The 23,015-nt window shown below is 65.0% G+C and carries 20 protein-coding genes; 18 read left to right on the top strand and 2 right to left on the bottom strand.

Annotated features, from left to right (window positions below; translation table 11 throughout):
* Nucleotides 1-8: 8 nt before the first annotated feature.
* The 10 genes from BM171_RS06145 to BM171_RS06100 all read left to right on the top strand — a co-directional run bounded on the left by BM171_RS06145 (nucleotide 9) and on the right by BM171_RS06100 (nucleotide 12,543).
* The gene (locus BM171_RS06145) at nucleotides 9-854 is read left to right on the top strand and encodes an ABC transporter permease (protein WP_093010114.1); all 846 of its coding nucleotides are present in this window, start codon (nucleotides 9-11) and stop codon (nucleotides 852-854) included.
* 40 nt (nucleotides 855-894) lie between these two features.
* Nucleotides 895-1,899 (top strand): ABC transporter substrate-binding protein, encoded by a 1,005-nt coding sequence (locus BM171_RS06140; protein ID WP_093009951.1) that lies wholly within the window; start codon nucleotides 895-897, stop codon nucleotides 1,897-1,899.
* Between the two features lie 139 nt (nucleotides 1,900-2,038).
* Nucleotides 2,039-3,652 (top strand): thiamine pyrophosphate-binding protein, encoded by a 1,614-nt coding sequence (locus BM171_RS06135; RefSeq protein WP_093009950.1) that lies wholly within the window; start codon nucleotides 2,039-2,041, stop codon nucleotides 3,650-3,652.
* Nucleotides 3,636-4,850 carry a CaiB/BaiF CoA transferase family protein gene (locus tag BM171_RS06130; protein ID WP_093009949.1) on the top strand — a complete coding sequence of 405 codons (1,215 nt, stop codon included), beginning with the start codon at nucleotides 3,636-3,638 and terminating at the stop codon, nucleotides 4,848-4,850. The genes BM171_RS06135 and BM171_RS06130 overlap by 17 nt, the downstream gene beginning before the upstream one ends.
* Before the next feature lie 115 nt (nucleotides 4,851-4,965).
* Nucleotides 4,966-6,327, top strand: coding sequence for a tetratricopeptide repeat protein (locus BM171_RS06125; protein WP_093009948.1), 1,362 nt, complete (start codon nucleotides 4,966-4,968; stop codon nucleotides 6,325-6,327).
* A 22-nt stretch (nucleotides 6,328-6,349) separates the two neighbouring features.
* The gene (locus tag BM171_RS06120; protein WP_093009947.1) at nucleotides 6,350-7,564 is read left to right on the top strand and encodes an OpgC family protein; all 1,215 of its coding nucleotides are present in this window, start codon (nucleotides 6,350-6,352) and stop codon (nucleotides 7,562-7,564) included.
* Between the two features lie 7 nt (nucleotides 7,565-7,571).
* Nucleotides 7,572-9,119, top strand: coding sequence for an OpgD/OpgG family glucan biosynthesis protein (locus tag BM171_RS06115; protein WP_093010113.1), 1,548 nt, complete (start codon nucleotides 7,572-7,574; stop codon nucleotides 9,117-9,119).
* Nucleotides 9,107-10,996, top strand: a complete 1,890-nt coding sequence (gene mdoH, locus BM171_RS06110) for a glucans biosynthesis glucosyltransferase MdoH (protein ID WP_342741989.1) — start codon at nucleotides 9,107-9,109, stop codon at nucleotides 10,994-10,996. Before BM171_RS06115 ends, mdoH begins: the two co-directional genes overlap by 13 nt.
* A 128-nt stretch (nucleotides 10,997-11,124) precedes the next feature.
* Nucleotides 11,125-11,643: a YHS domain-containing (seleno)protein gene (locus tag BM171_RS06105; protein WP_093009945.1), complete on the top strand. Its 519-nt coding sequence runs from the start codon at nucleotides 11,125-11,127 to the stop codon at nucleotides 11,641-11,643.
* Nucleotides 11,644-11,709: 66 nt separating this feature from the next.
* Nucleotides 11,710-12,543, top strand: coding sequence for a CE1 family esterase (locus BM171_RS06100; protein WP_093009944.1), 834 nt, complete (start codon nucleotides 11,710-11,712; stop codon nucleotides 12,541-12,543).
* On the opposite strand, the gene BM171_RS06095 is transcribed toward BM171_RS06100, so the two are convergent.
* Nucleotides 12,540-13,601, bottom strand: coding sequence for an ABC transporter ATP-binding protein (locus tag BM171_RS06095; RefSeq protein ID WP_093009943.1), 1,062 nt, complete (start codon nucleotides 13,599-13,601; stop codon nucleotides 12,540-12,542). The two genes, BM171_RS06100 and BM171_RS06095, sit on opposite strands and share 4 nt — an antisense overlap.
* A gap of 17 nt (nucleotides 13,602-13,618) precedes the next feature.
* Nucleotides 13,619-14,407: an IclR family transcriptional regulator gene (locus tag BM171_RS06090; RefSeq protein ID WP_093010112.1), complete on the bottom strand. Its 789-nt coding sequence runs from the start codon at nucleotides 14,405-14,407 to the stop codon at nucleotides 13,619-13,621.
* A gap of 143 nt (nucleotides 14,408-14,550) precedes the next feature.
* On the opposite strand from BM171_RS06090, the gene BM171_RS06085 reads away from it, so the two are divergent.
* The 8 genes from BM171_RS06085 to BM171_RS06050 all read left to right on the top strand — a co-directional run bounded on the left by BM171_RS06085 (nucleotide 14,551) and on the right by BM171_RS06050 (nucleotide 23,008).
* Nucleotides 14,551-15,804, top strand: a complete 1,254-nt coding sequence (locus tag BM171_RS06085; protein ID WP_093009942.1) for an ABC transporter substrate-binding protein — start codon at nucleotides 14,551-14,553, stop codon at nucleotides 15,802-15,804.
* 67 nt (nucleotides 15,805-15,871) lie between these two features.
* The gene (locus tag BM171_RS06080; RefSeq protein ID WP_093009941.1) at nucleotides 15,872-16,801 is read left to right on the top strand and encodes a carbohydrate ABC transporter permease; all 930 of its coding nucleotides are present in this window, start codon (nucleotides 15,872-15,874) and stop codon (nucleotides 16,799-16,801) included.
* 3 nt (nucleotides 16,802-16,804) lie between these two features.
* Nucleotides 16,805-17,653, top strand: a complete 849-nt coding sequence (locus BM171_RS06075) for a carbohydrate ABC transporter permease (RefSeq protein WP_093009940.1) — start codon at nucleotides 16,805-16,807, stop codon at nucleotides 17,651-17,653.
* 9 nt (nucleotides 17,654-17,662) lie between these two features.
* Nucleotides 17,663-19,003, top strand: a complete 1,341-nt coding sequence (gene melA / locus BM171_RS06070; RefSeq protein WP_093009939.1) for an alpha-glucosidase/alpha-galactosidase — start codon at nucleotides 17,663-17,665, stop codon at nucleotides 19,001-19,003.
* A gap of 12 nt (nucleotides 19,004-19,015) precedes the next feature.
* On the top strand, nucleotides 19,016-20,731 hold the full coding sequence (locus BM171_RS06065; RefSeq protein WP_093010111.1) for an IlvD/Edd family dehydratase: 1,716 nt from the start codon (nucleotides 19,016-19,018) through the stop codon (nucleotides 20,729-20,731).
* A complete protein-coding gene (locus BM171_RS06060) occupies nucleotides 20,731-21,501 on the top strand; it encodes an SDR family NAD(P)-dependent oxidoreductase (RefSeq protein WP_093009938.1) in 771 nt (256 codons plus the stop codon). The genes BM171_RS06065 and BM171_RS06060 overlap by 1 nt, the downstream gene beginning before the upstream one ends.
* Entirely contained in the window at nucleotides 21,501-22,406 is a 906-nt protein-coding gene (locus BM171_RS06055) for a 2-dehydro-3-deoxygalactonokinase (protein WP_425438940.1), read from the top strand. The genes BM171_RS06060 and BM171_RS06055 overlap by 1 nt, the downstream gene beginning before the upstream one ends.
* Nucleotides 22,403-23,008, top strand: a complete 606-nt coding sequence (locus BM171_RS06050; protein WP_093009936.1) for a 2-dehydro-3-deoxy-6-phosphogalactonate aldolase — start codon at nucleotides 22,403-22,405, stop codon at nucleotides 23,006-23,008. The genes BM171_RS06055 and BM171_RS06050 overlap by 4 nt, the downstream gene beginning before the upstream one ends.
* The last annotated feature ends 7 nt before the right edge of the window (nucleotides 23,009-23,015 follow it).

Below are 23,015 nucleotides of genomic sequence, written 5' to 3'. Positions count from 1 at the left end.
GCGGCGGTATGATCCTCGTCGTCTTCGCGCTCATCCTCTGGGCGGCGGGCTGGGCGCTCAACGCGCGGCTCGCGCATGGGCCGGTCTCTCAGACCCGCGCGGCGCAGATCGCGGTGCCGGTGATCTTCGGGCTCACGCTCATCGCCATGTGGGAACTGATCGTGCGCGGTCTCGCCGTGCCGGGCGTGATCCTGCCCGCGCCAAGCGCGATCGCGGCGACCTTCGTGGCGCAGGCGGGCACGCTTTGGGAGGATTTCGTCCAGACCTTCGTGAAAGGCGCGCTTTCGGGCTTCGTGATCGGCTGTCTTGCCGCTTTCGCCTTCGCGATCCTCGCCGACCGGACGGAATTTCTGCGCCGGGGCATCCTGCCCGTGGGGAATTTCATGGCGGCGCTGCCCATCGTCGGTACCGCGCCGATCCTGGTGATGTGGTTCGGTTTCGACTGGCACTCCAAGGCGGCGGTGGTGGTCGTGATGGTGTTCTTCCCGATGCTGGTGAACACGGTCGCGGGTCTTGCAGATACCAGTGCCATGCAGCGCGACCTGATGCGAACCTATGGCGCGGGCTATTTCCAGACGCTGGTGAAGCTGCGGCTTCCCGCGGCGATGCCCTTCATCTTCAACGGGCTCAAGATCTCGACCACGCTGGCGCTGATCGGGGCCATCGTTGCCGAATTTTTCGGCTCTCCGATCCGCGGTGTCGGCTTCCGCATCTCAACCTCGGTGGGACAGCTTGCGCTCGACATGGTCTGGGCGGAGATTGTGGTCGCCGCGCTGGCGGGCACGCTCTTTTACGGCGCGGTCGCCGCGCTCGAGAAACGGGTCACGTTCTGGCACCCGTCGCACCGGCACTAGAGATGCCGGGCGGAAGACAGGACCGACAAGGAGGTAAGACATGAAAAGAACATTGATCGGAGGGGCCGCCGCGTTCAGCCTGCTCGCGCCACTCGCGCATGCCCAGGACATGGACGAGGTCACGCTGCAGCTGAAATGGGTCACGCAGGCCCAGTTCGCAGGCTACTACGTGGCCGAGGAGCAGGGCTTCTACGAGGAAGAGAACCTCGACGTGGAGATCAAGCCCGGCGGGCCCGACATCGCGCCCGAACAGGTGATCGCGGGCGGCGGGGCCGACGTGATCGTGACCTGGATGGCGGCGGCGCTGGCCGCGCGCGAACGCGGCGTGCCGCTGGTCAACATCGCACAGCCCTTCGCCACCGGCGGGCTGCAGCTGACATGCCTCAAGGAAACCGGCGTCGAGACGCCCGAGGATTTCCCGGGCCGCACGCTTGGCGTCTGGTTCTTCGGCAACGAATACCCCTTCTACGCCTGGATGGCGCAGCTCGGCGTCGGCACCGATGGCGCGGACGAGGACGGCGTGACCGTTCTGAAGCAGGCCTTCAACGTCGATCCGCTCCTTCAGGGGCAGGCCGATTGCATCTCCACGATGACCTATAACGAATACGGTCAGGTCCTCGATGCAGGCTATACCGCCGATGATCTCGTGAACTTCAACTATCTCGAGGAAGGCGTCGGGATGCTCGAGGACGGCCTTTATGTCCTGGAGGAAGATCTCGAAGATCCCGAGTTTTCCGACAAGATGGTGCGCTTCGTGCGCGCTTCGATGAAGGGCTGGAAATGGGCCGAAGAGAACCCCGAAGAAGCCGCGCAGATCGTCGTCGACAATGACATGACCGGCGCGCAGACCCTCGAGCACCAGACCTACATGATGGGCGAGGTTGCCAAGCTGACCGCGGGCTCCGACGGCGCGCTCGATCCCGAGGATTACCAGCAGACCGTGGACACGCTTTTGTCGGCGATCTCCGAGGAAAACCCGGCGATCACCGAGGAGCCGGGCGAAGGCGCCTGGACCCATGACATCACCGACCAGGCGCTGAACTGATTGGCTGACCTGCAACGCGCCGCCGCCGGAGAGATCCGGCGGCGGTTTCGCTTTGCCACGTTTCGGTGAAGCCGCGTGACCCGGCTTGCCTTTCGCGCCCCGCTTCCGTCTTGTTCGGCCAGATGCGAAAAGCCCTGACATGACCCAAACGCGCGCCGCCGATATCCTTGCTCGCCGCCTCTACGATGCGGGCTGCCGGCACGTCTTCGGCATGCCCGGCGGCGAGGTGCTGACGCTGCTCGACGCCTTCGAGGCGGCGGGCCTCGGCTTCACCCTTGTTCGGCACGAAAACGCGGGCGGTTTCATCGCGGAGGGCGTGCATCACGTGGACGGCGCGCCCGCCGTTCTGTTGGCGACGGTCGGACCGGGTGCGCTCAACGCCATCAATGTCGTGGAGAATGCCCGGCAGGACCGCGTGCCGATGATCGTCGTCACCGGCGCGATCGATGCCGACGAGGCCGAACGCTACACCCACCAGGTGCTCGACCAGCGCGCCGTTTTCGGAGCGATCTGCAAGGCGAGCTTCACCTTCAGCGCCGGTGCGGCGGAAGTCATCGCGGACAAGGCGGTCAGGATCGCGACCGATCCGCGGCCGGGCCCGGTGCATATCGACGTGCCGGTCTCCGTCGCCGACGCGCCCGCCGAGGCACGTCCGGCCTTGCGCCGCCGCCCGGCGCTGCCCGTGGCCCCTGCGCCGAGCGCGGAGTTCGAGGCCGCGCGGCAAGCCGTCGCCGAGGCGAAGCGCCCGCTGATCGTCGCAGGCGTCGATGCGGTGAACGAAGGCGCGGGCGATGCCATCCTTCGCGCGGTGGAGGCGCTCGGCGCGCCGCTTGTCACGAGCTACAAGGGTAAGGGCCTTATTCCCGAAACGCATGAGCTCTCACTCGGCGGCGCAGGCCTCTCACCCAAGGCGGACAAGCATCTTCTGCGGCTTGTCGCGGATGCGGACGTGGTCATTCTCGCGGGCTACGATCCGATCGAGATGCGGACCGGCTGGCAGGATGCGGTGGATCCGGGCAGCCAGAGCGTGATCGACATCTCCGCCGCGCCAAACCTGCATTACATGCACCAGGGCAGCGTGAACGTGATCGGCGGAGTCGGCCCGAGCCTCGATGCGCTGACCGAAGGCGCAGGCCGCGCCTCCGGCTGGGGCGATCGGATCGCCGAAACGAGGGCGGCGCTGTCGCAGGCTTTCGCGCCGGAGCCGGACTGGGGCCCTGGCGTCGTGATCGAGACGTGCCGCCAGGTTCTGCCCGAGACCACCCGCGCCACCGCGGATAGCGGCGCGCATCGCATACTTCTCAGCCAGATGTGGACGACCTACGCCCCGCGCGGTCTCGTGCAATCTTCCGGGCTATGCACGATGGGCTGCGCCGTGCCGCTCGCTATCGGCCTGTCGCTGGCAGCGCCCGACGTGCCGGTCGTCTCCTTCTCGGGCGATGCGGGCTTCCTCATGGTCGCGGGCGAGCTTGCCACTGCGGCGGAGCTTGGCGTGCGGCCGATCTTCGTCGTGTTCGTCGACCGCTCGCTTGCGTTGATCGAGATGAAGCAGCGTCAGCGCCAGCTGCCCAATGCCGGTGTCGATTTCGCGGGCACGGACTTCCCCGGCCTCGCGCGGGCCATGGGCGGGCAGGGCGTGCAGGTCTCGTCTCGCGACGGGCTGGAAGCCGCGCTCGCCGAAGCGCTGAAGGCCGATACCTTTACCCTTATCGCCGCGGAGATTGACCGGAGAGCCTATGACGGACGCATCTGAGCCCAAGGGTCCGCTCGCCGGTCTCGTCATCTGCGATCTCTCGCGCATCCTCGCCGGGCCGACCGCGACGCAGCTCATGGGGGATCTCGGCGCGACGGTCATCAAGATCGAAAACCCCAAATCCGGCGGTGACGATACCCGCGCCTGGGGGCCGCCCTATGCCGAGACGACGGACGGAGAGAGTGATCTTTCCGCCTATTTCATGGCCGCGAACCGCAACAAGTTCTCCGTCACCGCGGATATTTCGACAACGGACGGCGTGGCGCTCGTGCGCGAGATCGCGGCGGCCGCGGACGTGGTCATCGAGAATTTCAAACCTGGCGGTCTCGCGAAATACGGCCTCGATCACGAGACGATGCTGGCGGCGCATCCGGACCTTGTCTATTGCTCGATCTCGGGGTTCGGGCAGACCGGTCCCAACGCGCATCTCGCGGGCTACGATCTGATGGCGCAAGGCTATGGCGGGATCATGTCGCTCACCGGTGCGCCGGATGGCCCCCCGATGAAGGTGGGCGTCGGCATCGCGGACGTGATGTGCGGGATGTATGCCGCGATCGGCATCCTGTCGGCGCTGAGGCATCGCGACGCGACAGGCGAGGGACAGCATATCGACCTTGCGCTCGTCGATGCACAGATGGCCTGGCTCATCAACGAGGGTACGAATTACCTCACCTCCGGGAAGGATCCGGTCCGGCGCGGCAATGCTCACCCGAATATCTGCCCCTATGATGTGTTCGAGACAGCGGACGGGCATGTCATCCTCGCTGTCGGAAATGACGCGCAGTTCCGCCGCTTCTGCGGGGCGCTGGATGCCGCCGAGACGGCTGCTGACGAGCGGTTCGCAACGAATTCCTCGCGTCTTTCCCATCGCGACGCGCTGACGCCGATTATTTCAGAACTGCTCATTAAGCGGGATACGCGCGACATTCTTGAGCGGCTGTCCAATGTCGGTGTTCCTGCGGGTCCGATCCATACGGTGCGGCAAGCGCTGAGTTCGGATCAAGCCGAGGCGCGCGGGGCGGTGATCACCATGCAGCGGGACGATAGCGTGAAGGGCAATGTGCAACTTCTTGGAAATCCGTTGAAATTCTCTCGCACGCCGGTCTCTTACAGGCAGGCGCCGCCCCGTCTCGGAGAGCATGACGCGGCGCTGAGCGACATTCTGCGACGCGCTATCGGCGCGCGTGGCGCACGCTGAAACATCCCTGACGGCTCTTCACAAACGCGCGCAAAAGCGCCGGTGAGACATTTTATGACGCCGTTCTATGTCACCACTAAGAGGAGTTTCGCACTCCAATCTCAGGGGTTTCCCCATGACGTTCGATATATGCTGCTCCGAAATCGCGATCCGGGATGCCACGGCGCTCGATGCCTGGAACGCGATGATCCGCGCGTTCCTCGCGCATGGCGCGGCGGCCCCCGATCATCTTGCGCGGGTGCTGGAGGGCGCGCCGGATGCCGCCTTGCCCCACGCGGCCAAAGGGCTCTTCTGTATGCTCATGGGCAGGTCGGAGATGACGGAGGCGGCGCGGGACGCGGCGCTGCGGGCGCGGGCGGCTGTCGAGGGCGGAGACGACACGCAGCGCGCGGCAGCCTGGCTCGCCGCGCTCGAGGCCTGGCTTTCGGGGCATCCCTCGGGGGCGGTGTTTCACCTCGAGACCGTTCTGGCCCGCAACCCCGCAGACACGCTGACCATGAAGGTCTGTCACGCGATCCGCTTCGTTCTCGGGGATGCGCGCGGCATGCGCCTGTCCGTTGAACATACCCTCGCAGCGCATGGCGCGGATCACCCGCTCCGAGGCTACACGCTCGGCTGTCATGCCTTCGCGCTCGAGGAGACCGGCGATTACGATGCCGCGGAAAGCGCCGGGCGGGCGGCGCTTGAGGTCGCGCCCGACGATGCCTGGGGCCTGCACGCCGTCGCGCATGTCTATGATATGACCCATCGCAGCGATGCCGGGATCGCGCTTCTCGATGCGAACGAAGCGGCCTGGGACCACTGCAACAACTTCCGCTTCCATGTCTGGTGGCACAAGGCGCTCCTGCATCTCGACCGGGGCGAGACGGATACGGTGCTCGCGCTCTACGACGGCAAGATCCGCGAAGAGAAGACGGACGATTACCGCGACATCTCCAACGCGACCTCGCTCTTGATGCGGCTCGAGCTCGAGGGCGTGGCCTGCGGCGACCGCTGGGACGAGCTGGCCGATCTCTCCGAGACGCGGCTGACCGATGGCTGCCTCGTCTTTGCGGATCTGCACTACATGCTCGCGCTCGCGAGCGACGGTCGGCGCGATAGCGCAAACCGCCTCTCCGCGCGGATCGCGTCTTCGGGCAAAGCGCGCACCGAGCCCGGCCGTATCGCGGCCCATCCCGGCGAAGCGGCGGCACGCGGGCTCGAAGCCTTCGGCGAGGGCCGGTACGAGGCCGCCTTCGAGATGCTGAGCCATGCCCGCGCGCACATGCAGACGATCGGGGGCAGCCACGCGCAGCGCGATATCTTCGAACGGATCTGTATCGACGCCGGTTTGCGCGCTGGCGAACTTGCCCGGACGGAAGCCATTCTGACAGAGCGGACCGCCCTTCGCGCCGGGCATCGCGACCGGTTCGCCGATACGCGGTTTTCCGCCATCGCCGAGGCTCGCCGCAACGCAGCACTTTACGCCGCCCAGTGATCGGCAGAGAGATCACGCGGTTATGACCAATGCCGAGATGCCCGTGACGGCCCAGACGACCGAACCGCCCCGCACCACCACCGCGCTTGGCGCGCGGACAATAACAAGCCGCGATCCTCGCCTCGACTTCTTCCGAGGCATCGCGATGTTCATCATCCTCATCGCCCATGTCCCCGGAAATGCTTGGGGTCTCTGGATCCCCGCGCGGTTCGGGTTTTCCGACGCGACCGAGATCTTCGTCTTCTGCTCGGGCATGGCCTCGGCCATTGCCTTCGGAAAAGTATTCCGGGACCAGAGCTGGCTCATGGGCGCGGCGCGCGTCGCGTTTCGGTGCTGGCAGGTCTACTGGGCGCATATCGGGCTCTTCTTCGCCATCGCCGTGACGATGGCCGCGCTCAATGCCTCTGGCCTTTTCGAGCGCGACTATGTCGGCCAGCTCAATCTCCACCCGTTCTTCAAGAGCACCGAGACAAACCTCGTCGGCCTGATGACGCTGACCTACGTGCCGAACTATTTCGACATCCTGCCGATGTACCTCGTGATCCTTGCGATGATGCCCGTCGTCGTCGCACTGGCGAACGTGCATCGCGGGCTCGCCGCGCTCTTCATCCTCACGCTCTGGCTTCTGGCGCAGGCAAACGTCCTGGCCTTCCCGGCGGAGCCGTGGTCGGACCGCGAGTGGTTCTTCAATCCCTTCGGCTGGCAGCTCATCTTCTTCACGGGCTTCGCCTTCATGTCGGGCTGGCTGCCCGCGCCGCCGGTCGACCGACGCCTCGTGATCCTGGCGGCGGTGATCGTGCTGACCATCGTGCCCTTCGCCTGGTTCCGGATCATCGGCGAAGTGCCGCTCATCCGCGAGTGGCGCTCCGATTACGCCCTGTTGATCGCGAAGACCGATTTCGGCTTTCTGCGTTACGTGCATTTCCTCTCGCTCGCCTATCTTGCCTGGGTTGCGGCTGGTGCGCGCGGCGCACGGTTGCAGCCCTCGGGCCGCCCCGGTATCGGGCCCGAGATCTGGCGGCGGGTTCTCGCCGTTATCATGAAGGTCGGTCAGCAATCGCTCGCCGTTTTCATCACGTCGATGTTCCTCGCTCGCCTCATGGGGGTCGCCCTCGACCTTGTATCGCGCGATGCGGTCTCCATGTTCGCGATCAACGCGGCCGGTATCGCCATCCTGGCGGCAACGGCCTACGGCGTCGGCTGGTTCAAGGCCGAGCCCTGGCGGCGCAAGAAGTGAGATGACAATGCTGAGACGAGACGTACTTGCAGGATTGATGGGGCTTTTGGCGACGCGCGCCGTGGCTCAGGACGGGGAAGGGGCGGCACCCGCGCCGGAGGCCGGTGAACCCGGTCTTCAACTTGGCGATCCCGCGCCCTTCTCCGAAAGCGATGTTCGCACTTTGGCCGCCGATCTTGCCGCGCAGCCCTATTCCGAGCCGCAGCGCATCCCCGATGCCTGGACCGACCTCAGCTACGATCAATACCGGTCGATCTGGTTCGATCCTCGCAACGCGCTCTGGGAAAATGTCGAGGATACGCCGGTCCGCGTGGATGTCTTCGCGCCCGGCCTCTATTTCCCGACACCGATCCGCATCGACGTGATCGAGGGCCAGGAAGCGCGCCCGGTTCTGTTCTCGCTCGATGTCTTCGACAAGACCGATCAATTCCCCGACCTGCCGGTCGACGAGACGCTCGGCTATTCGGGCTTTCGCCTGCGCGCCGAGCTCGAACAGCAAGGCATCTTCACCGAATTCGCGGTCTTCCAGGGCGCGAGCTATTTCCGCGGCATCGGCGCGGGGCAGATCTACGGGATATCCGCGCGTGGCCTTGCCATCGACACCGCAGAGTCGTCGGGAGAGGAATTCCCCGAGTTCCGGCGCTTCTGGCTCGAACGCCCCGCGGCCGGATCGGACGAGATCATCATCCATGCGCTGCTCGACAGCCCGTCGGCGACCGGCGCCTACAAGTTCACCATCCAGCCCGGAGATGCGCTCGAGATGCGGGTCGAGGCCGAAATCTTCGCCCGCGATCGCCTGACGCATTTCGGCATCGGCGCGCTCACCAGCATGTTCCAGTTCGACGAGACGAACCGGCACCGCTTTTCGGATTTCCGCTCCGCGGTCCACGATTCCGACGGGCTCTTGATGTTGAGTGGCGGCGGCGAGACGATCTGGCGGCCGCTCGCGAACCCCAGAACGCTTCAGGTCAGCGGTTTCCAGGACGAGAACCCGCGCGGTTTCGGCCTCATGCAGCGGGCCCGGAACTTCGAGGATTTCGCGGATCTTCAGGCGCTCTATCACCGTCGCCCTTCGCTTTGGATCAAACCCGGCGAGGGGTGGGGCGTGGGCGAGGTGACGCTTGTCGAGATCCCGACCGATGACGAAATCTATGACAATATCGTCGCCTATTGGCGACCACGCACCCCGCTCGAGTCCGGCCAGTCGCGCGCTTTTTCCTACAACATGACGTGGAGTTCGCGGGCCGAATACGGCAAGGGTCTGCGCGTTCTGAACACGCGGGCGGGTGACGATCGTGGCGGCGGTTTGCGCTTCACCATCGATTTTGCGCCTGAAAATGGGGCACTTACCGACCCGGACAGCATTATTCCGCTGGTCAGGGCCTCCCAGGGGGAGATCGTCGCCCCGATCGTGGAACGAAACCCCGAGACAGGCGGTTTGAGGCTTGGTTTCAAGTTTCAACCGGGTGATGCGGAGGTGAGCGAGATGCGTGCGCAGCTCAGAACTCCCAATGCTCCCCTCTCTGAGGTCTGGCTCTACCGATGGACGGAATGAACAGCGACTACGCGTCAATGATGCCTCCGCGCACGCCTTTGGCGATGCGAAAGCAGAGCTTCGGGACGTGCCCGACGCCGGAGCGTCATCCCGGACGCTGGACGATGCGCGATATCGCTTGGCGTGTCGGGGCGTTCGGTCCGGCGCTCCTGATCACGCTGTCTCTGGTCGTCGGGATCGTGAACTGGTTCGGTCTGACCGGGTTCACGTTCCAGGAAGGGCTTGTCACCCTCCTGATCGGTCTCACCTTCGTATGGGTGTCGCTGTCGGTGTCGGCGGTTCTGCTCGCTGTCCTGCGGCTCATCCTCGGCAAGCGGGCCGAGCGGCGGGCACGCGGTGCGGCTCAGCGGATCGCGCTTCTGGTCCCCGTCTATAACGAGAATCCCTCCGACGTGATGGGCAACGTCGCGGCCATGCGGCGGGAACTCGAGCAAGGGCGCCGGTCCGACGATTACGCCTTCTTCATTCTTTCGGACACGCAGGATCCTCAGATCGCCGAGGACGAGGCGCGCGCCATCCGTCACCTGCGCGCCGAAATCGGCCGTGAGATTCCCGTCTTCTACCGCCGGCGCGAAGTCAACACCGACAAGAAGGTCGGCAATATCAACGGGTGGATCACCGAATACGGAGCCGCTTGGGATGCGATGATCGTCCTTGACGCGGACAGCCTGATGACGGGTGCGGGCATCCGTCAGCTTTCGGACGCCTTGTCGCGCGATCCAAGCGCCGGCCTCATTCAATCTTTCCCGGTCCTTATCTCCGCCGAAACGCTTTTCGGCCGGATGCAGCAATTCGCAACCTCGGTCTATGGTTGGCTTCTGGCCGAAGGACTTGCCCTCTGGTCGCAGAGCGAAGGCAATTACTGGGGGCACAATGCCATCATCCGCACCCGTGCCTTCGCAGACAGCGCGCAGCTTCCGCATCTGAAAGGGCGAGGCGGTCAGGATCAGCTCATCCTGAGCCACGATTTCGTCGAAGCCGGGATGTTGCGCCGCGCGGGCTGGGCCGTCCGCTTCCTGCCGCGGCTGGGCGGCTCGTTCGAGGAGACGCCATCTTCTCTCATCGATTACGTCATCCGGGACCGGCGCTGGTGCCAGGGCAACCTGCAGCATCTGCGTATCCTGGGTGCGCGCGGTTTCCACCCGATCTCGCGCTTTCATCTCTTGCAGGGGGCGTTCGCCTATCTTCTTTCGCCCGCTTGGTTCGTGCTTCTCGTCGTCTGGTCGGCGTTTCTGCCGCTGACGAAGGATCCGGTGAGCTACTTCTCGCCCTCGAACCCCTTCCACCCCGTCTGGCCGCAGGTCAGCCAGATCGACGGTGTGTGGTTCCTTGTCTTCATCTACACGATGCTGCTTCTGCCTAAGATCGTCGCCGCCGGACTTCTGGCAGCCTCGCGGGGCGTGGTGAAGCTCTATGGCGGCACCGGACGTTTCGTGGCGACGACCGCCGTCGAAATCGGGCTCGCGATCCTCTATGCGCCGATCCTCATGGTGCAGCAGACGCAAGCCGTCATGCGCGCGCTTCTGGGCAAACCGAACGCCTGGACTCCGCAATCGCGCGGCACAACGCATTACGACTGGTCGACGGTGCTGCGCTTCCACTGGCTAGAGACAGTGCTCGGTGCGGGCATGGTCTACGGGATGGCCGCGGGGCTTTTGTCGCTCTGGCTTCTCCCGGTGGCGACCAGCCTCGCTCTCGCGCCGGTTCTGTCCTGGGCGTCCTCGCTCAAGGTCGACGAGCTTGGCGTTGCGGCGCTGCGACTTGAGACGCCGCTCTCGCTCCGCGAGCCGCGCGTGCAGACCCGTGCCCGTGCGGAGCGCGCCCGTCTGAAATCTGCGCTCGCCGAAGAAGAGCCCGTATTGATCGCCGCCGAGTAAAAAAGGCCCTTTCCTGTAACAATCGCCCGGCGCCGCGCACGTATCCTCACGAAGCGCGGAGGCGGGCTGACGCAGGGGCAGCTTCGGGTGCACCATCGGATCATCGACCCAACAGGAAAGATGATTTGATGCGCATGACATCCTTAGCCTTGGCCTTTGCGGCCCTCCTGCCAGCGACCGCGTTCGCCGGTGAGCAATATGTCGACGAAACCGGCTTTGCCGTCTCCGGTTACGACGTCGTGGCCTATTTCGACCTGCCGCAGAGCGCTGTGGGCGAGGCGCAGCCCGACCCGGTTCCCGGACGCGCGAGCCTCACGGCCGAGCATAACGGAGCGACCTTCGCCTTCTCGTCAGAGGAGAATCGCGAGAGGTTCCTTGCTGACCCCGAAGCCTTCTTGCCGCAATACGACGGGCATTGTGCCTACGGCGTTGCGAAGGGCGGTAAGGTGCCGGGAAATCCGTATCTATGGCGGATCGTGGACGGCGAGCTTTACCTCAACATAACCGAGAACGTGGTGAGCTTCTGGGAGGAGGACATTCCCGGAAACATCGATCTGGCCGAGGGCAACTGGCCGGGCATCGAGCCCGATGGCGCGTCGGGCAACACGATCCCGCAATTCTCCTCCGCTGCGCCGCTGTCCGAGTAAAGGCGCCGCTCTACCTTCTCCAGCAGCCGGAATGTTTCGGCTGCTGGACCTGATCGGGGACTCGTCATGCTGCGCTCTTTCGCGATCCTCGCCATCTGCCTGCTTCCCGCAAGCCTCCATGCCGCTTGCGGCACCGCGGAGGGGCCGTGCGAGACCGAGGGCGGCACCTATCACATCGAACTTCCCGAAGATGCCGTCGGCGCGCCTGCGCTCGTCTTCCTGCATGGCTGGGGATCGAGCGGCGAAGGCACGCTGACCATGCGCGGCATCATCGAGGAGGCGACCTCGCGGGGCTACGCGGTGATCGCACCCGACGGTGTGCCGCGAGAGGGGCGGAACGGGCGCACCTGGGGTTTCCAGCCCGAACGGCCCGGTCCCCGCGACGAGGTGGCCTTCCTCGCCGAGGTGCGGGACGACGCGGCGGCGCGGTTCGACCTCGACGCGGATGCGATGCTGCTGGCGGGCTTTTCCATCGGCGGCTCGATGGTCTCGTATCTTGCCTGCGCCACGCCAGGGGCGTTCATGGCCTATGCGCCCGTCGCGGGCAGTTTTTGGCGGCCGCACCCGGCGGAATGCGCAGGGCCGGTGGCGCTCCTCCACACGCATGGCTGGCGCGATGGGACAGTGCCGCTCGAAGGGCGGCTTCTCAGGGGCGACAGCCCACAGGCCGATGGCGCGGTCGTGCAGGGCGATGTCTGGGACGCGATGCGGATCTGGCGCGAGACCAATGGCTGCCGTCTGCAGGCGAACGATTTCTCGGCCGACGAGACCTATTGGCGCAAAAGCTGGACGGCCTGCGAAGCCGGACGGCTCGACTTCGCGCTCTACGATGGAGGGCACGGCATTCCGCCGGGCTGGGCGCCGATGGCGCTCGACTGGTTCGAGGGGCTCGCCCGCTAGCGCAGCCGCGCCTCGGTTTCGCCATCGAAGAACATCGCGTCGGCTGGATCGAAGACCAGCCGCACCTCGGTGCCTTCCGGGATTTCTTCGTCCGCGCGGGTCTCCACCACGATCCGGGCGTCCTTGCCGTCGACGAGGTAGTCATAGGCGACCCCGCCCAAGCGCTCTCGGATATCGAGCTTGAGAGGCGAGGGTCCTTCCTCCACCGACAGAACTTGCGGACGAAGCCCCACCAGCACGCGGGAGCCTTCGGAGGGCAGGGCGACATGGGCGTCTATCGCCGTCTCGCCCAAGAGCGGGCAATGAACCTTTCCGCCGCTCACGGTGCCTTCGAGAAAGTTCATCGAGGGCGAGCCGATGAACCCCGCGACGAAGCGGTTGTCGGGGTCGTTGTAAAGATGCATCGGGCTGCCGACCTGCTCGATATGCCCTGCGCGCAGCACCACGATCTTGTCGGCGAGCGTCATCGCCTCGACCTGGTCGTGCGTGACATAGATCATCGTCGCGCCGATCTCCTTGTGCAGGCGCGCGATCTCCACCCGCATGTCGACGCGCAGCTCCGCATCGAGGTTGGAGAGCGGCTCGTCGAAAAGGAATACCTCGGGCCCGCGCACGATGGCGCGGCCGATGGCGACGCGCTGGCGCTGCCCGCCCGAAAGCGCCTTTGGCTTACGCTTGAGGTAATCCTCGAGCTTGAGGATACGCGCGGCCTCGCTCACTTTTTCACGGATCTCGGCCTTGGGATGGCCGGTCATCCGCAGCCCGAAGCCCATGTTTTCCTCGACGGTCATGTGCGGATAGAGCGCGTAGGTCTGGAACACCATCGCGACACCCCGGTCCGAGGGATCGACGCGGGTCACGTCCCGCGCGCCGATATGGATCTTGCCGCCGCTCGTCTCCTCAAGCCCGGCGATCATCCGCAACAGCGTGGACTTGCCGCAGCCCGAGGGGCCGACGAAGACGCAGAACTCGCCCTCCGCGATCTCGAGGTCCAGCCCGTGAATGACCTGCACTTCGCCGTATTTCTTGACGGCCTTTTCAAGCGTGACGCCGCTCATGGCGGTCTCCTTTCCTGTCAGGTCTCGGTCCGGTCGGGGAATTGCCAGGCCGAGGCGGCCTCGGCGATTCGCGCGGCGGTCGCGATCATGCGGGGTTTCAGCGTCGCCAGATCCTCTAGGCTGCGCCGGTCGGTGGAGGTGGTGATCGAAAGCGCGCCCATGACACGGCCGCCGGGCGACAGGATCGGGGCGGCGATGCAGATGATGCCGGGCTCGTGCTCTTCGCGGTCGAAGGCGATACCGGCGGCGCGAATTTCCGCGAGCTCGGCCTCGAGCGCCTCGGCGCTGGTGATCGTGTGGCCCGTATGGGCGTGGAAGGCCTGGAGGGGCAGGGCGGCCGCGCGCTCGTCATCGGGCAGATGGGCCAGCATCGCCTTGCCGACGCCGGTGCAATATCCCGGCCCGACCTTGCCCGCGCCCGAGAACATCTCGATCGGCTGGCGCGCATTGCGCTTGTCCACATAGAGCACCTGACCCCGGTCGAGCTGCGCGAGGTGGATCGTCTCGCAGACATCCTTGGAGAGCTCGTCGAGAAAGGGCCGCGCGATGGGTGCGAGCGAGGACCGGGCCCAGGCCATGTGCGCCAGCCGCACGAGCCTCAGCCCCGGCGAATAGGCGCCGGTCTCGGCGTCGAGACGCAGCATGCCCTGGTTCACAAGCGTTTGCAGCAGACGGTAGAGCGTGGCCTTGGGCAGGGGCGATGCCGCAAGCACTTCGGCGAACCGCATCGGGCGACCATGTCCCGCGACCTGGTCCAGCACGTCGAGCGCCTTTCCCACAGTGCCATCGCCGCTGCGCGTGCCCATGTCGTTCATCTTGCAGGGCCTCCTCCCCGGCGTCCCGTCGCGGGACGTGTTGACATTCTTACGAGGCTTCGCGCATAGTTTCAATAGTTGGACTAAAGTTTCAAATAATGGAACCTAGTCCCTGAAGCTCAAGGGAGGACTTCATGCTCAGGACGACACTCACCGCGGCGGCCGCGCTGTCGCTGGCCGCAGGCGCGGTCCATGCCCAGGACAGCGAGCTGTCGGGCACGCTCACCATTTTCTCGGATATGTCGAACCCCGCTCCGCGCGCCGTGATGGAGGACATGGCGGCGCGGTTCGGTGAGATGCATCCCGATCTCGAGATCGAACTCACGATCATCGACCGCGAAGCCTACAAGACCCAGATTCGCAACTTCCTGACCGCGAACCCGCCGGATGTCGCCAACTGGTACGCTGCGAACCGCATGGCGCCCTATGTCGATGCGGGGCTGTTCGAGGACGTCTCCGATCTTTGGGCCGAGCCCGAGATCGCCGACAATCTCGCCTCCACGAAGGGCGCGCTGACCTTGGACGGCAAGCAATGGGGCGTGCCCTACACCTACTATCAGTGGGGCGTCTACTACCGCGAGGACATCTACGAAGAGCTCGGCCTCGAAGAGCCGCAGGACTGGGAAACCTTCAAGTCGAACTGCCAGACGATGCTCGATTCAGGCGTGAAGTGCTTTACCGTCGGAACCAAGTTCCTTTGGACCGCTGCCGGCTGGTTCGACTATCTGAACATGCGGACCAATGGTTACGACTTCCATATGCAGCTCACGCAAGGTGAGGTGGAATGGACCGACGAGCGCGTGCGCCAGACCTTTGCCAACTGGCGCGAACTGATCGACATGGGCGCGTTCATCGACAACCACCAATCCTACAGCTGGCAAGAGGCGCTGCCCTTCATGGTGAACGGCGAGGCCGCAGCCTACCTCATGGGCAACTTCGCTGTCGCGCCGATGCGCGAGGCGGGCCTTTCGGACGACCAGCTCGACTTCTACCAGTTCCCTGCGATCAACCCGGACGTGGAGCTGGCCGAAGACGCGCCGACCGACACGTTCCACATCCCGTCCGGGGCCGAGAACAAGGAAGCGGCGCGCGAATTCCTGCGCTTCGTCGTGTCCGCCGAGAACCAGACGCAGATCAACTCGGGCGACGGGCTGGGTCAGCTTCCGGTCAATTCGCAAAGCTCGGTCGACGATGACGAGATGCTGAACCAGGGGTTCGAGATGCTGTCCTCGAACGCGCCGGGCGGCATCGCGCAGTTCTTCGACCGTGACGCACCGGCCGAGATGGCCTCGGTCGCGATGGAGGGGTTCCAGGAATTCATGGTGTTCCCGGACAACCTCGAGGATATCCTCGGCCGCCTCGAGCAGGCGCGCCAGCGGATCTACTGATCCTTCGGGGGTGCGCGGGTTACCCGCGCGCCCCGCCCAAAGGCTGACCCCCCGTGAGGAGAGGCGGATGACCACCGCAACGCTGCCAGACACGCATGCCGACGAGGGCGGGCCGGGCTGGATCCGGCGCAACCGGATGACGCTCGCGCCGCTTCTGTTCCTTCTGCCCGGCGCGATCTTCTTCATCGCCTACGTGATCCTGCCGATCCTGCAGAGCTTCCAGATCAGTTTCTTCCGCTGGGACGGTCTGGGCGAGCCGGAATTCGTCGGCCTTGCCAATTACCAGGAGCTTTCGACCGACCGCGCTTTCGAGGTCTCGCTCTGGAACAACCTCAAATGGCTGGTCCTCTACCTTCTGGCAATTCCGGGCGGGCTGTTCATCGCGCTCTTTCTCAACCAGACGGTCGCGGGTATCCGCATCTACAAATCGCTCTTCTTCTTTCCCTTCGTGATCTCCCAGGTGGTCGTGGGCCTCGTCTTCACCTGGTTCTACGATCCGACCTTCGGGCTTCTGAACACGCTTCTCGAAGGCATCGGTATCTCGCCGATCAACGTGCTCGGTGATCCGACGCTCGCCACCTATGGCGTCATCATCGCGGGCCTCTGGCCGCAGATCGCCTATTGCATGATCCTCTATCTCACCGGTCTCAACGCCGTGGACCCCGAACAGATCGAGGCCGCGCGTCTCGACGGGGCCAAGGGCTTGCGGATGCTCTGGCACGTGATCCTGCCGCAGCTGCGCCCCGCGACCTTCATCGCCTTTGTGGTCACGATCATCGGCGCGTTGCGTTCCTTCGATCTCATCTCGATCATGACCAATGGCGGCCCCTTCGGCTCCACCCGCGTTCTGTCCTTCTACATGTTCGAGAAGGCGCTTTCCGAATACGGCTTCCGCATGGGCTACGGCGCGGCGATCGCGGTCGTTCTGTTCCTCATCATGCTGGTCTTCATCGCCTACTTCCTGTGGTCGATGTGGCGGCAGGAACGGGGGCACTGAGCGATGTTTCCAAGACCCATCGAAACCCAGCCGCGCGCCACGCAGATCACCTACCAGTCGCTCATTCCGGTGGCGCTTCTTCTGTGGCTTGCGCCGCTGATCGCGGTCGCGATCTTCTCGATCAAACCGGACACCGATTTCACCAGCGGCAATTACTGGGGCTGGCCCGCGGAGTTCGAAGGCTTCGCCAATTACGGCAAGGTCTTCTTCGAGAGCGATATGCCGCGCTACCTGATGAATTCGGTCCTCATCACCGTGCCCACGGTGATCGGGGCGGTGGCGCTCTCGGCGATGACGGGCTTTGCCCTTGGCGTCTACAAGTTCCGCGGCAATCTCTGGATCTTTTTCATGTTCGTCGCTGGCAACTTCGTGCCGTTCCAGATCCTGATGGTGCCGGTCCGTGACCTGACGCTGGATCTTGGCCTCTACAACACCAAGACGGGGCTCGTTCTCTTTCACATCGCCTTCCAGACGGGGTTCTGCACGCTGTTCATGCGGAACTTCATCCGCGCGTTGCCCTTCGAGTTGATCGAGGCCGCGCGGGTCGAGGGCGTCGCCGAATGGCGGATCTTCTGGTTCATCGTCCTGCCCCTGATGAAGCCTGCCATCGCGGCGCTGTCGGTGCTCGTCTTCACCTTCATCTGGAACGACTACTTCTGGGCGGTGGTCCTGACGCAAGGCGCGGAAAGCCAGCCCGTCACCGCCGGCATCACCTCGTTCAACGCGCAATATCGCGCCGCCTACCACCTGATGAGCGCGGGCAGCATCGTCGCGGCACTGCCGCCTGTGGCGATGTTCTTCCTCATGCAGCGCCACTTCATCGCCGGGCTGACGCTCGGAGCCGTGAAATAAGGACTACCCATGACGCGCATTGCCTTTATCGGCGCCGGTTCGACCATCTTCATGAAGAACATCATCGGGGATTGCCTGCATTTCCCCGCGCTCGAAGGGGTGACCTTCGCACTGATGGATATCGACGCGCACCGTCTCGAGGAATCGGCGCTCGTTGCGAGAAAGCTCATCGCCGCATCGGGCCGGAGGGCACATGTGGAGACGACGCTCGACCGCCGCCAAGCGCTCGATGGCGCGGATTTCGTCGTCACCGCCTTCCAGATCGGCGGTTACGAGCCCTCGACCGTCATCGATTTCGACATCCCCAAGCGCTACGGGCTGCGCCAGACCATCGCCGACACCCTCGGCGTTGGCGGGATCATGCGGGGCCTTCGCACGGTGCCGCATCTCTGGGCGGTGGCCGCCGACATGGCCGAGCTGTGTCCGGGTGCGCTGCTTTTGCAATACGTGAACCCGATGGCGATCAACACCTGGGCGCTGGCCGAACGATTTCCGAACCTCAAGCAGGTGGGATTGTGTCACTCCGTGCAGAACACGGTCGAAGAGCTGGCCCATGACCTCGATCTGCCGAAAGACGAGATCCGCTACCGTGTCGCGGGCGTGAATCACGTCGCATTCTTCCTCGAGCTCACCCACGGGGGCGAAAGTCTCTATCCGCGCCTTGGCGAGGGCTACCGCGCGGGCCGGCTTCCGAAGCCGCCGCTTCTGATGCCGCGCTGCCAGAACAAGGTGCGCTACGAGGTGATGGAGCACCTGGGCTATTTCTGCACCGAAAGCTCCGAGCATCTGGCCGAATACGTGCCGTGGTTCATCAAGTCCGGCCGGGAGGATCTGATCGAGACATTTCAGATCCCGCTCGACGAATACCCCAAGCGCTGCGTGGAGCAGATGGCCGATTGGTCCGCGCAGGCCGCCTCTTACCGAGACGCGGGCGAAATCAGCTTCGAGAAGAGCCACGAGTTCGCTGCCGAGATCATCAACGCGGTCGTGACCGATGCGCCGTTCCCGATCTATGGCAACCTGCCCAACCGGGGTCAGGCGCCGCAATTGCCGATGGGCGCGGCGGTCGAGGTGCCCTGCATGGTCGACGCGAACGGCGTGCAGCCCACGGTGGTCGACGATATCCCGCCGCAGCTCGTCGCGGTAATGCGGAGCCAGATCAACGTGCAGGAGCTTGTGGTCCGCGCGCTGAGCGACGAGAACGTCGAACACATCTACCACGCCGCGATGATGGATCCGCACACGGCGGCCGAGCTCGATCTGCGCCAGATCCGGGCGCTCGTGAGCGATCTTCTGACCGCGCATGGCGACATGCTGCCGGCCTTCGCGCGGATGCCGAAAGCGGCCTGAAGGAACGACATGATGACAAAGACACGACGCTCCGCCGCCTGGTACGGCAAGCTCGACAAGGACGGGTTCATTCACCGCTCCTGGATGAAGAACCAGGGCTTTCCCGATCACGCCTTCGATGGCCGCCCCGTCATCGGCATCTGCAACACATGGTCGGAGCTGACGCCCTGCAACGCCGGCCTGCGCGATCTTGCCGAGGCGGTCAAACGCGGTGTCTGGGAGGCGGGCGGCTTCCCCGTCGAGTTCCCCGTGATGAGCCTCGGCGAGACGCAGATGAAGCCGACCGCGATGCTGTTCCGCAACCTTCTGTCGATGGATGTGGAGGAATCGATCCGGGCCTACGGGATCGACGGGGTCGTGCTTTTGGGTGGCTGCGACAAGACCACGCCGGGTCAGATCATGGGCGCGGCCTCGGTCGATCTGCCCTCCATCGTCGTCTCCTCGGGCCCGATGCTGAACGGCAAGTGGAAGGGCCGCGAAGTCGGCTCCGGCACCGATGTGTGGAAATTCTCCGAAGCGGTGCGCGCGGGCGAGATGACCTTGCAGGATTTCATGGCCGCCGAGTCGGGCATGTCGCGCTCGGTCGGCGTCTGCATGACGATGGGCACGGCCTCGACGATGGCCTCGCTCTGCGAGGCGATGGGCCTTTGCCTTCCCACCAACGCCGCGCTGCCAGCGGTCGATGCCCGTCGCAAGGCGCTGGCGCATCTGACCGGCAAGCGCATCGTCGAGATGGTGGACGAGGATCTCAAACCCTCGGACATCCTGACCAAGGAGGCGTTCCTGAATGCGATCCGCGCCAACGCGGCGGTCGGCGGGTCGACGAACGCGGTCGTGCATCTTCTCGCCATCGCGGGCCGGGTCGGTGTCGACCTGACACTGAAGGACTTCGAAGACGGCACCGATGTGCCGCTGCTCGCCAATTGCATGCCGTCAGGCACGTACCTGATGGAGGATTTCTGCTACGCGGGCGGGATGCCGGTGATCCTGTCGGAACTCGCAGGACAGGGGCTTCTCGCACCGGCGAAAACCGTCCTCGGCGGCGATATCTCGGTCTATGCGGACGGCGCGGAATGCCATGACCGCGATGTGATCCACGCCTTCGATGCGCCGGTGAAGCCCGCCGCCGGCTTGCGTGTCCTGCGCGGCAATCTCGCGCCGGACGGGGCCATCGTGAAACCCTCCGCCGCGTCGGACCATCTCCTGGAGCACGAGGGCGAGGCCTATGTCTTCGAGAATATCGAGGAGCTGAAAGCCAATATCGACAGGGACGATCTTCCGGTCACGCCCGAGACGATCCTGGTCCTCAAGGGCTGCGGACCCAAGGGCTATCCGGGCATGGCCGAGGTCGGAAACATGCCGATCCCTGCCAAGCTCGTGAAGGAGGGCGTGCGCGACATGATACGCGTCTCCGATGCGCGGATGTCGGGTACCGCCTTCGGTACCGTTATCCTGCATGTCAGCCCCGAGACGCAGGCAGGCGGGCCGCTTGGCCTCGTTAAAACCGGCGATCGCATCCGGGTCAGCGCCAAGGACGGCATCCTCGAGCTCTTGGTGGACGCGGCGGAACTGGCCACGCGCCGCGCGGATTGGACCCCTGAACCGCCCCGCTACACGCGTGGATACGCCAAGCTTTATATCGACCACGTTCTTCAGGCCGACCAAGGGGCCGATCTCGACTTTCTCGTCGGCAAGGACACACGGCCAGTCACACGGGAGAGCCACTGATGACCGAAATTCCCACCTATCCCGATCTCGCCGGCGCGTCCGTCTTTCTCACCGGCGGCGGCTCCGGCATCGGGGCGGCGCTCACCGAAGGGCTGCTCCGTCAAGGGGCGAAGGTCGCCTTCGTCGGCCGTTCCGATGCCAGCGCCTTCGTCGACCAAATGGAAGAGGAAACCGGCAATCGCCCGCTCTTCATTCAATGCGACATCACCGACATTCCCGCCCTGCGTGCCGCGATTGACCGGGCCGCGGACGCGCATGGCCCCATCCGCGTTCTCGTGAACAACGCCGCAAACGACCAGCGCCACCAGACCGAAGAGGTCACGGAAGACTTCTGGGACTGGGCGCAGGCGATCAATCTCAAGGCCTATTTTTTCGCCTGCCAGGCGGTGATCCCCGGCATGCGGGCCGCCGGTGGCGGGCGTATCGTGAATTTCACCTCGATCAGCTACATGATGGGCAATTCCGACTACCCCGCCTACACGACCGCGAATTCCGGCATCAACGGGATGACCCGCAGCCTTGCGCGGGAATTTGGCCCCGACAATATCGCGGTCAACGCGCTGGCGCCGGGCTGGGTGCTGACGCAGAAGCAGCTCGACAAATGGGCCAAGCCCGAAGCGCTCGAGGCGCATCTCGCCAAGCAGTGCCTGAAAGAGCATCTCGGCCCGTCGGATATCGTCAACCCGATGCTGTTTCTCGCCTCGGATGCGAGCCGAATGATGACCGGGCAGGCGCTTGTGGTCGATGGCGGCGTCGTGGTGACCGGATGATGGACGGACTTGACTGGATCGCGGTCGATTGGGGCACGTCGAACCTGCGCGCCTGGCTGATGGCGGCCGATGGCACGATTCTGGACAAGCGCAGCTCGGACCGGGGCATGAACGCGCTGTCCCGCGACGGGTTCGAGCCCGCGCTTCTGGATCTCGTCGGCGATGCGATCGGAAACGGGCCCGTCACCGTGATCGTCTGCGGGATGGCCGGCTCGCGGCAGGGCTGGGCCGAAGCGCCGTATCGCAGCGTTCCCTCCGCGCCGCCCCAGCTTTCCGCGGCCACGCGCGCGCTGGTGCACGATCCGCGCCTCGACGTGCGGATTCTGCCGGGTCTGAAGCAGGAGCAGCCCGCCGACGTGATGCGGGGCGAGGAGACCCAGCTGCGCGGCATCTTCCTTGCCAACCCGGGCTTCGACGGCACAATCTGCCTGCCGGGCACGCATACCAAGTGGGTGCAGGTCTCGGCGCGCGAGGTGGTGAGCTTTCGCACCTTCATGACGGGCGAGCTTTACGCACTTCTCTCGGCAAATTCGGTTCTGCGTCATTCCATTGGCGAGGGCTGGGACGGGGAGGCCTTCTCCGAAGCCGTCTCGGACGCCATGTCGCGGCCGGGCAGTGTCGCGGGCCATCTCTTCGGGCTCCGGGCCGAGGGATTGCTGCGCGGTCTCGATGGCGCGCGCGCCGCCTCGCGGCTTTCCGGCCTCTTGATCGGGCTCGAGCTCGCGGGCGCGCGGCCGTACTGGCTCGGCCAGCCCATCATTCTGGCCGGGGCGAGCGATCTGTCGCGCGCCTATGAAAGCGCTTTGAGCGCGCAGGGCGCGGCGGTCGAGCGTCTTGACTCCGAAGCGGTCACGCTTGCTGGCCTTGTCGCCGCCCGCGCAGACATGAAGGAGACGGCCACATGAGCCGCGATATCATCGCCATCCTGCGCGGTATCAGCCCCGAAGATGCCGTTCCGGTCGCTCGCGCGCTTCTGGAGGCAGGGATCGACCGGATCGAAGTGCCGCTCAATTCGCCCGAGCCCTTCGACAGCATCGCGCGCATGGTGGACGCGCTGGGCAGCGAGGCGACGATCGGCGCGGGCACGGTCCTCGATCCTGCCGACGTGGATCGTCTGGCGGCGATCGGCGCGCGCATGGTCGTCTCGCCCGATTGCAATCCCGAGGTCATCGCGGCCACGAAGGACGCCGGCATGCTGTCCTATCCCGGCGTATTCACCGCGAGCGAATGCTTCGCCGCGATCCGTGCCGGGGCGGACGGGCTCAAGATCTTTCCCGCCTTCAAGCTCGGCACGGACGGCCTGAAGGCGCTGTCGGCCGTCCTGCCACGCGAGGTGCCGACCTTCGCGGTCGGCGGCGTCGGTCCGGACAACTTTTCCGCCTGGCGCAGCGCGGGCGTCACCGGCTTCGGCATCGGCACCGGCATCTATACTCCCGGCGCTTCGGCCGAGGATGTCGCCACCCGTGCGGCCGGCATCGTCTCTGCGTGGGACGCGCTTCCCGCCTGATATCCAA

Source organism: Roseivivax halotolerans, assembly GCF_900115815.1.
GTDB classification, from domain to species: Bacteria; Pseudomonadota; Alphaproteobacteria; order Rhodobacterales; family Rhodobacteraceae; genus Roseivivax; species Roseivivax halotolerans.
This window is presented reverse-complemented; position numbering and strand designations above follow the sequence as displayed.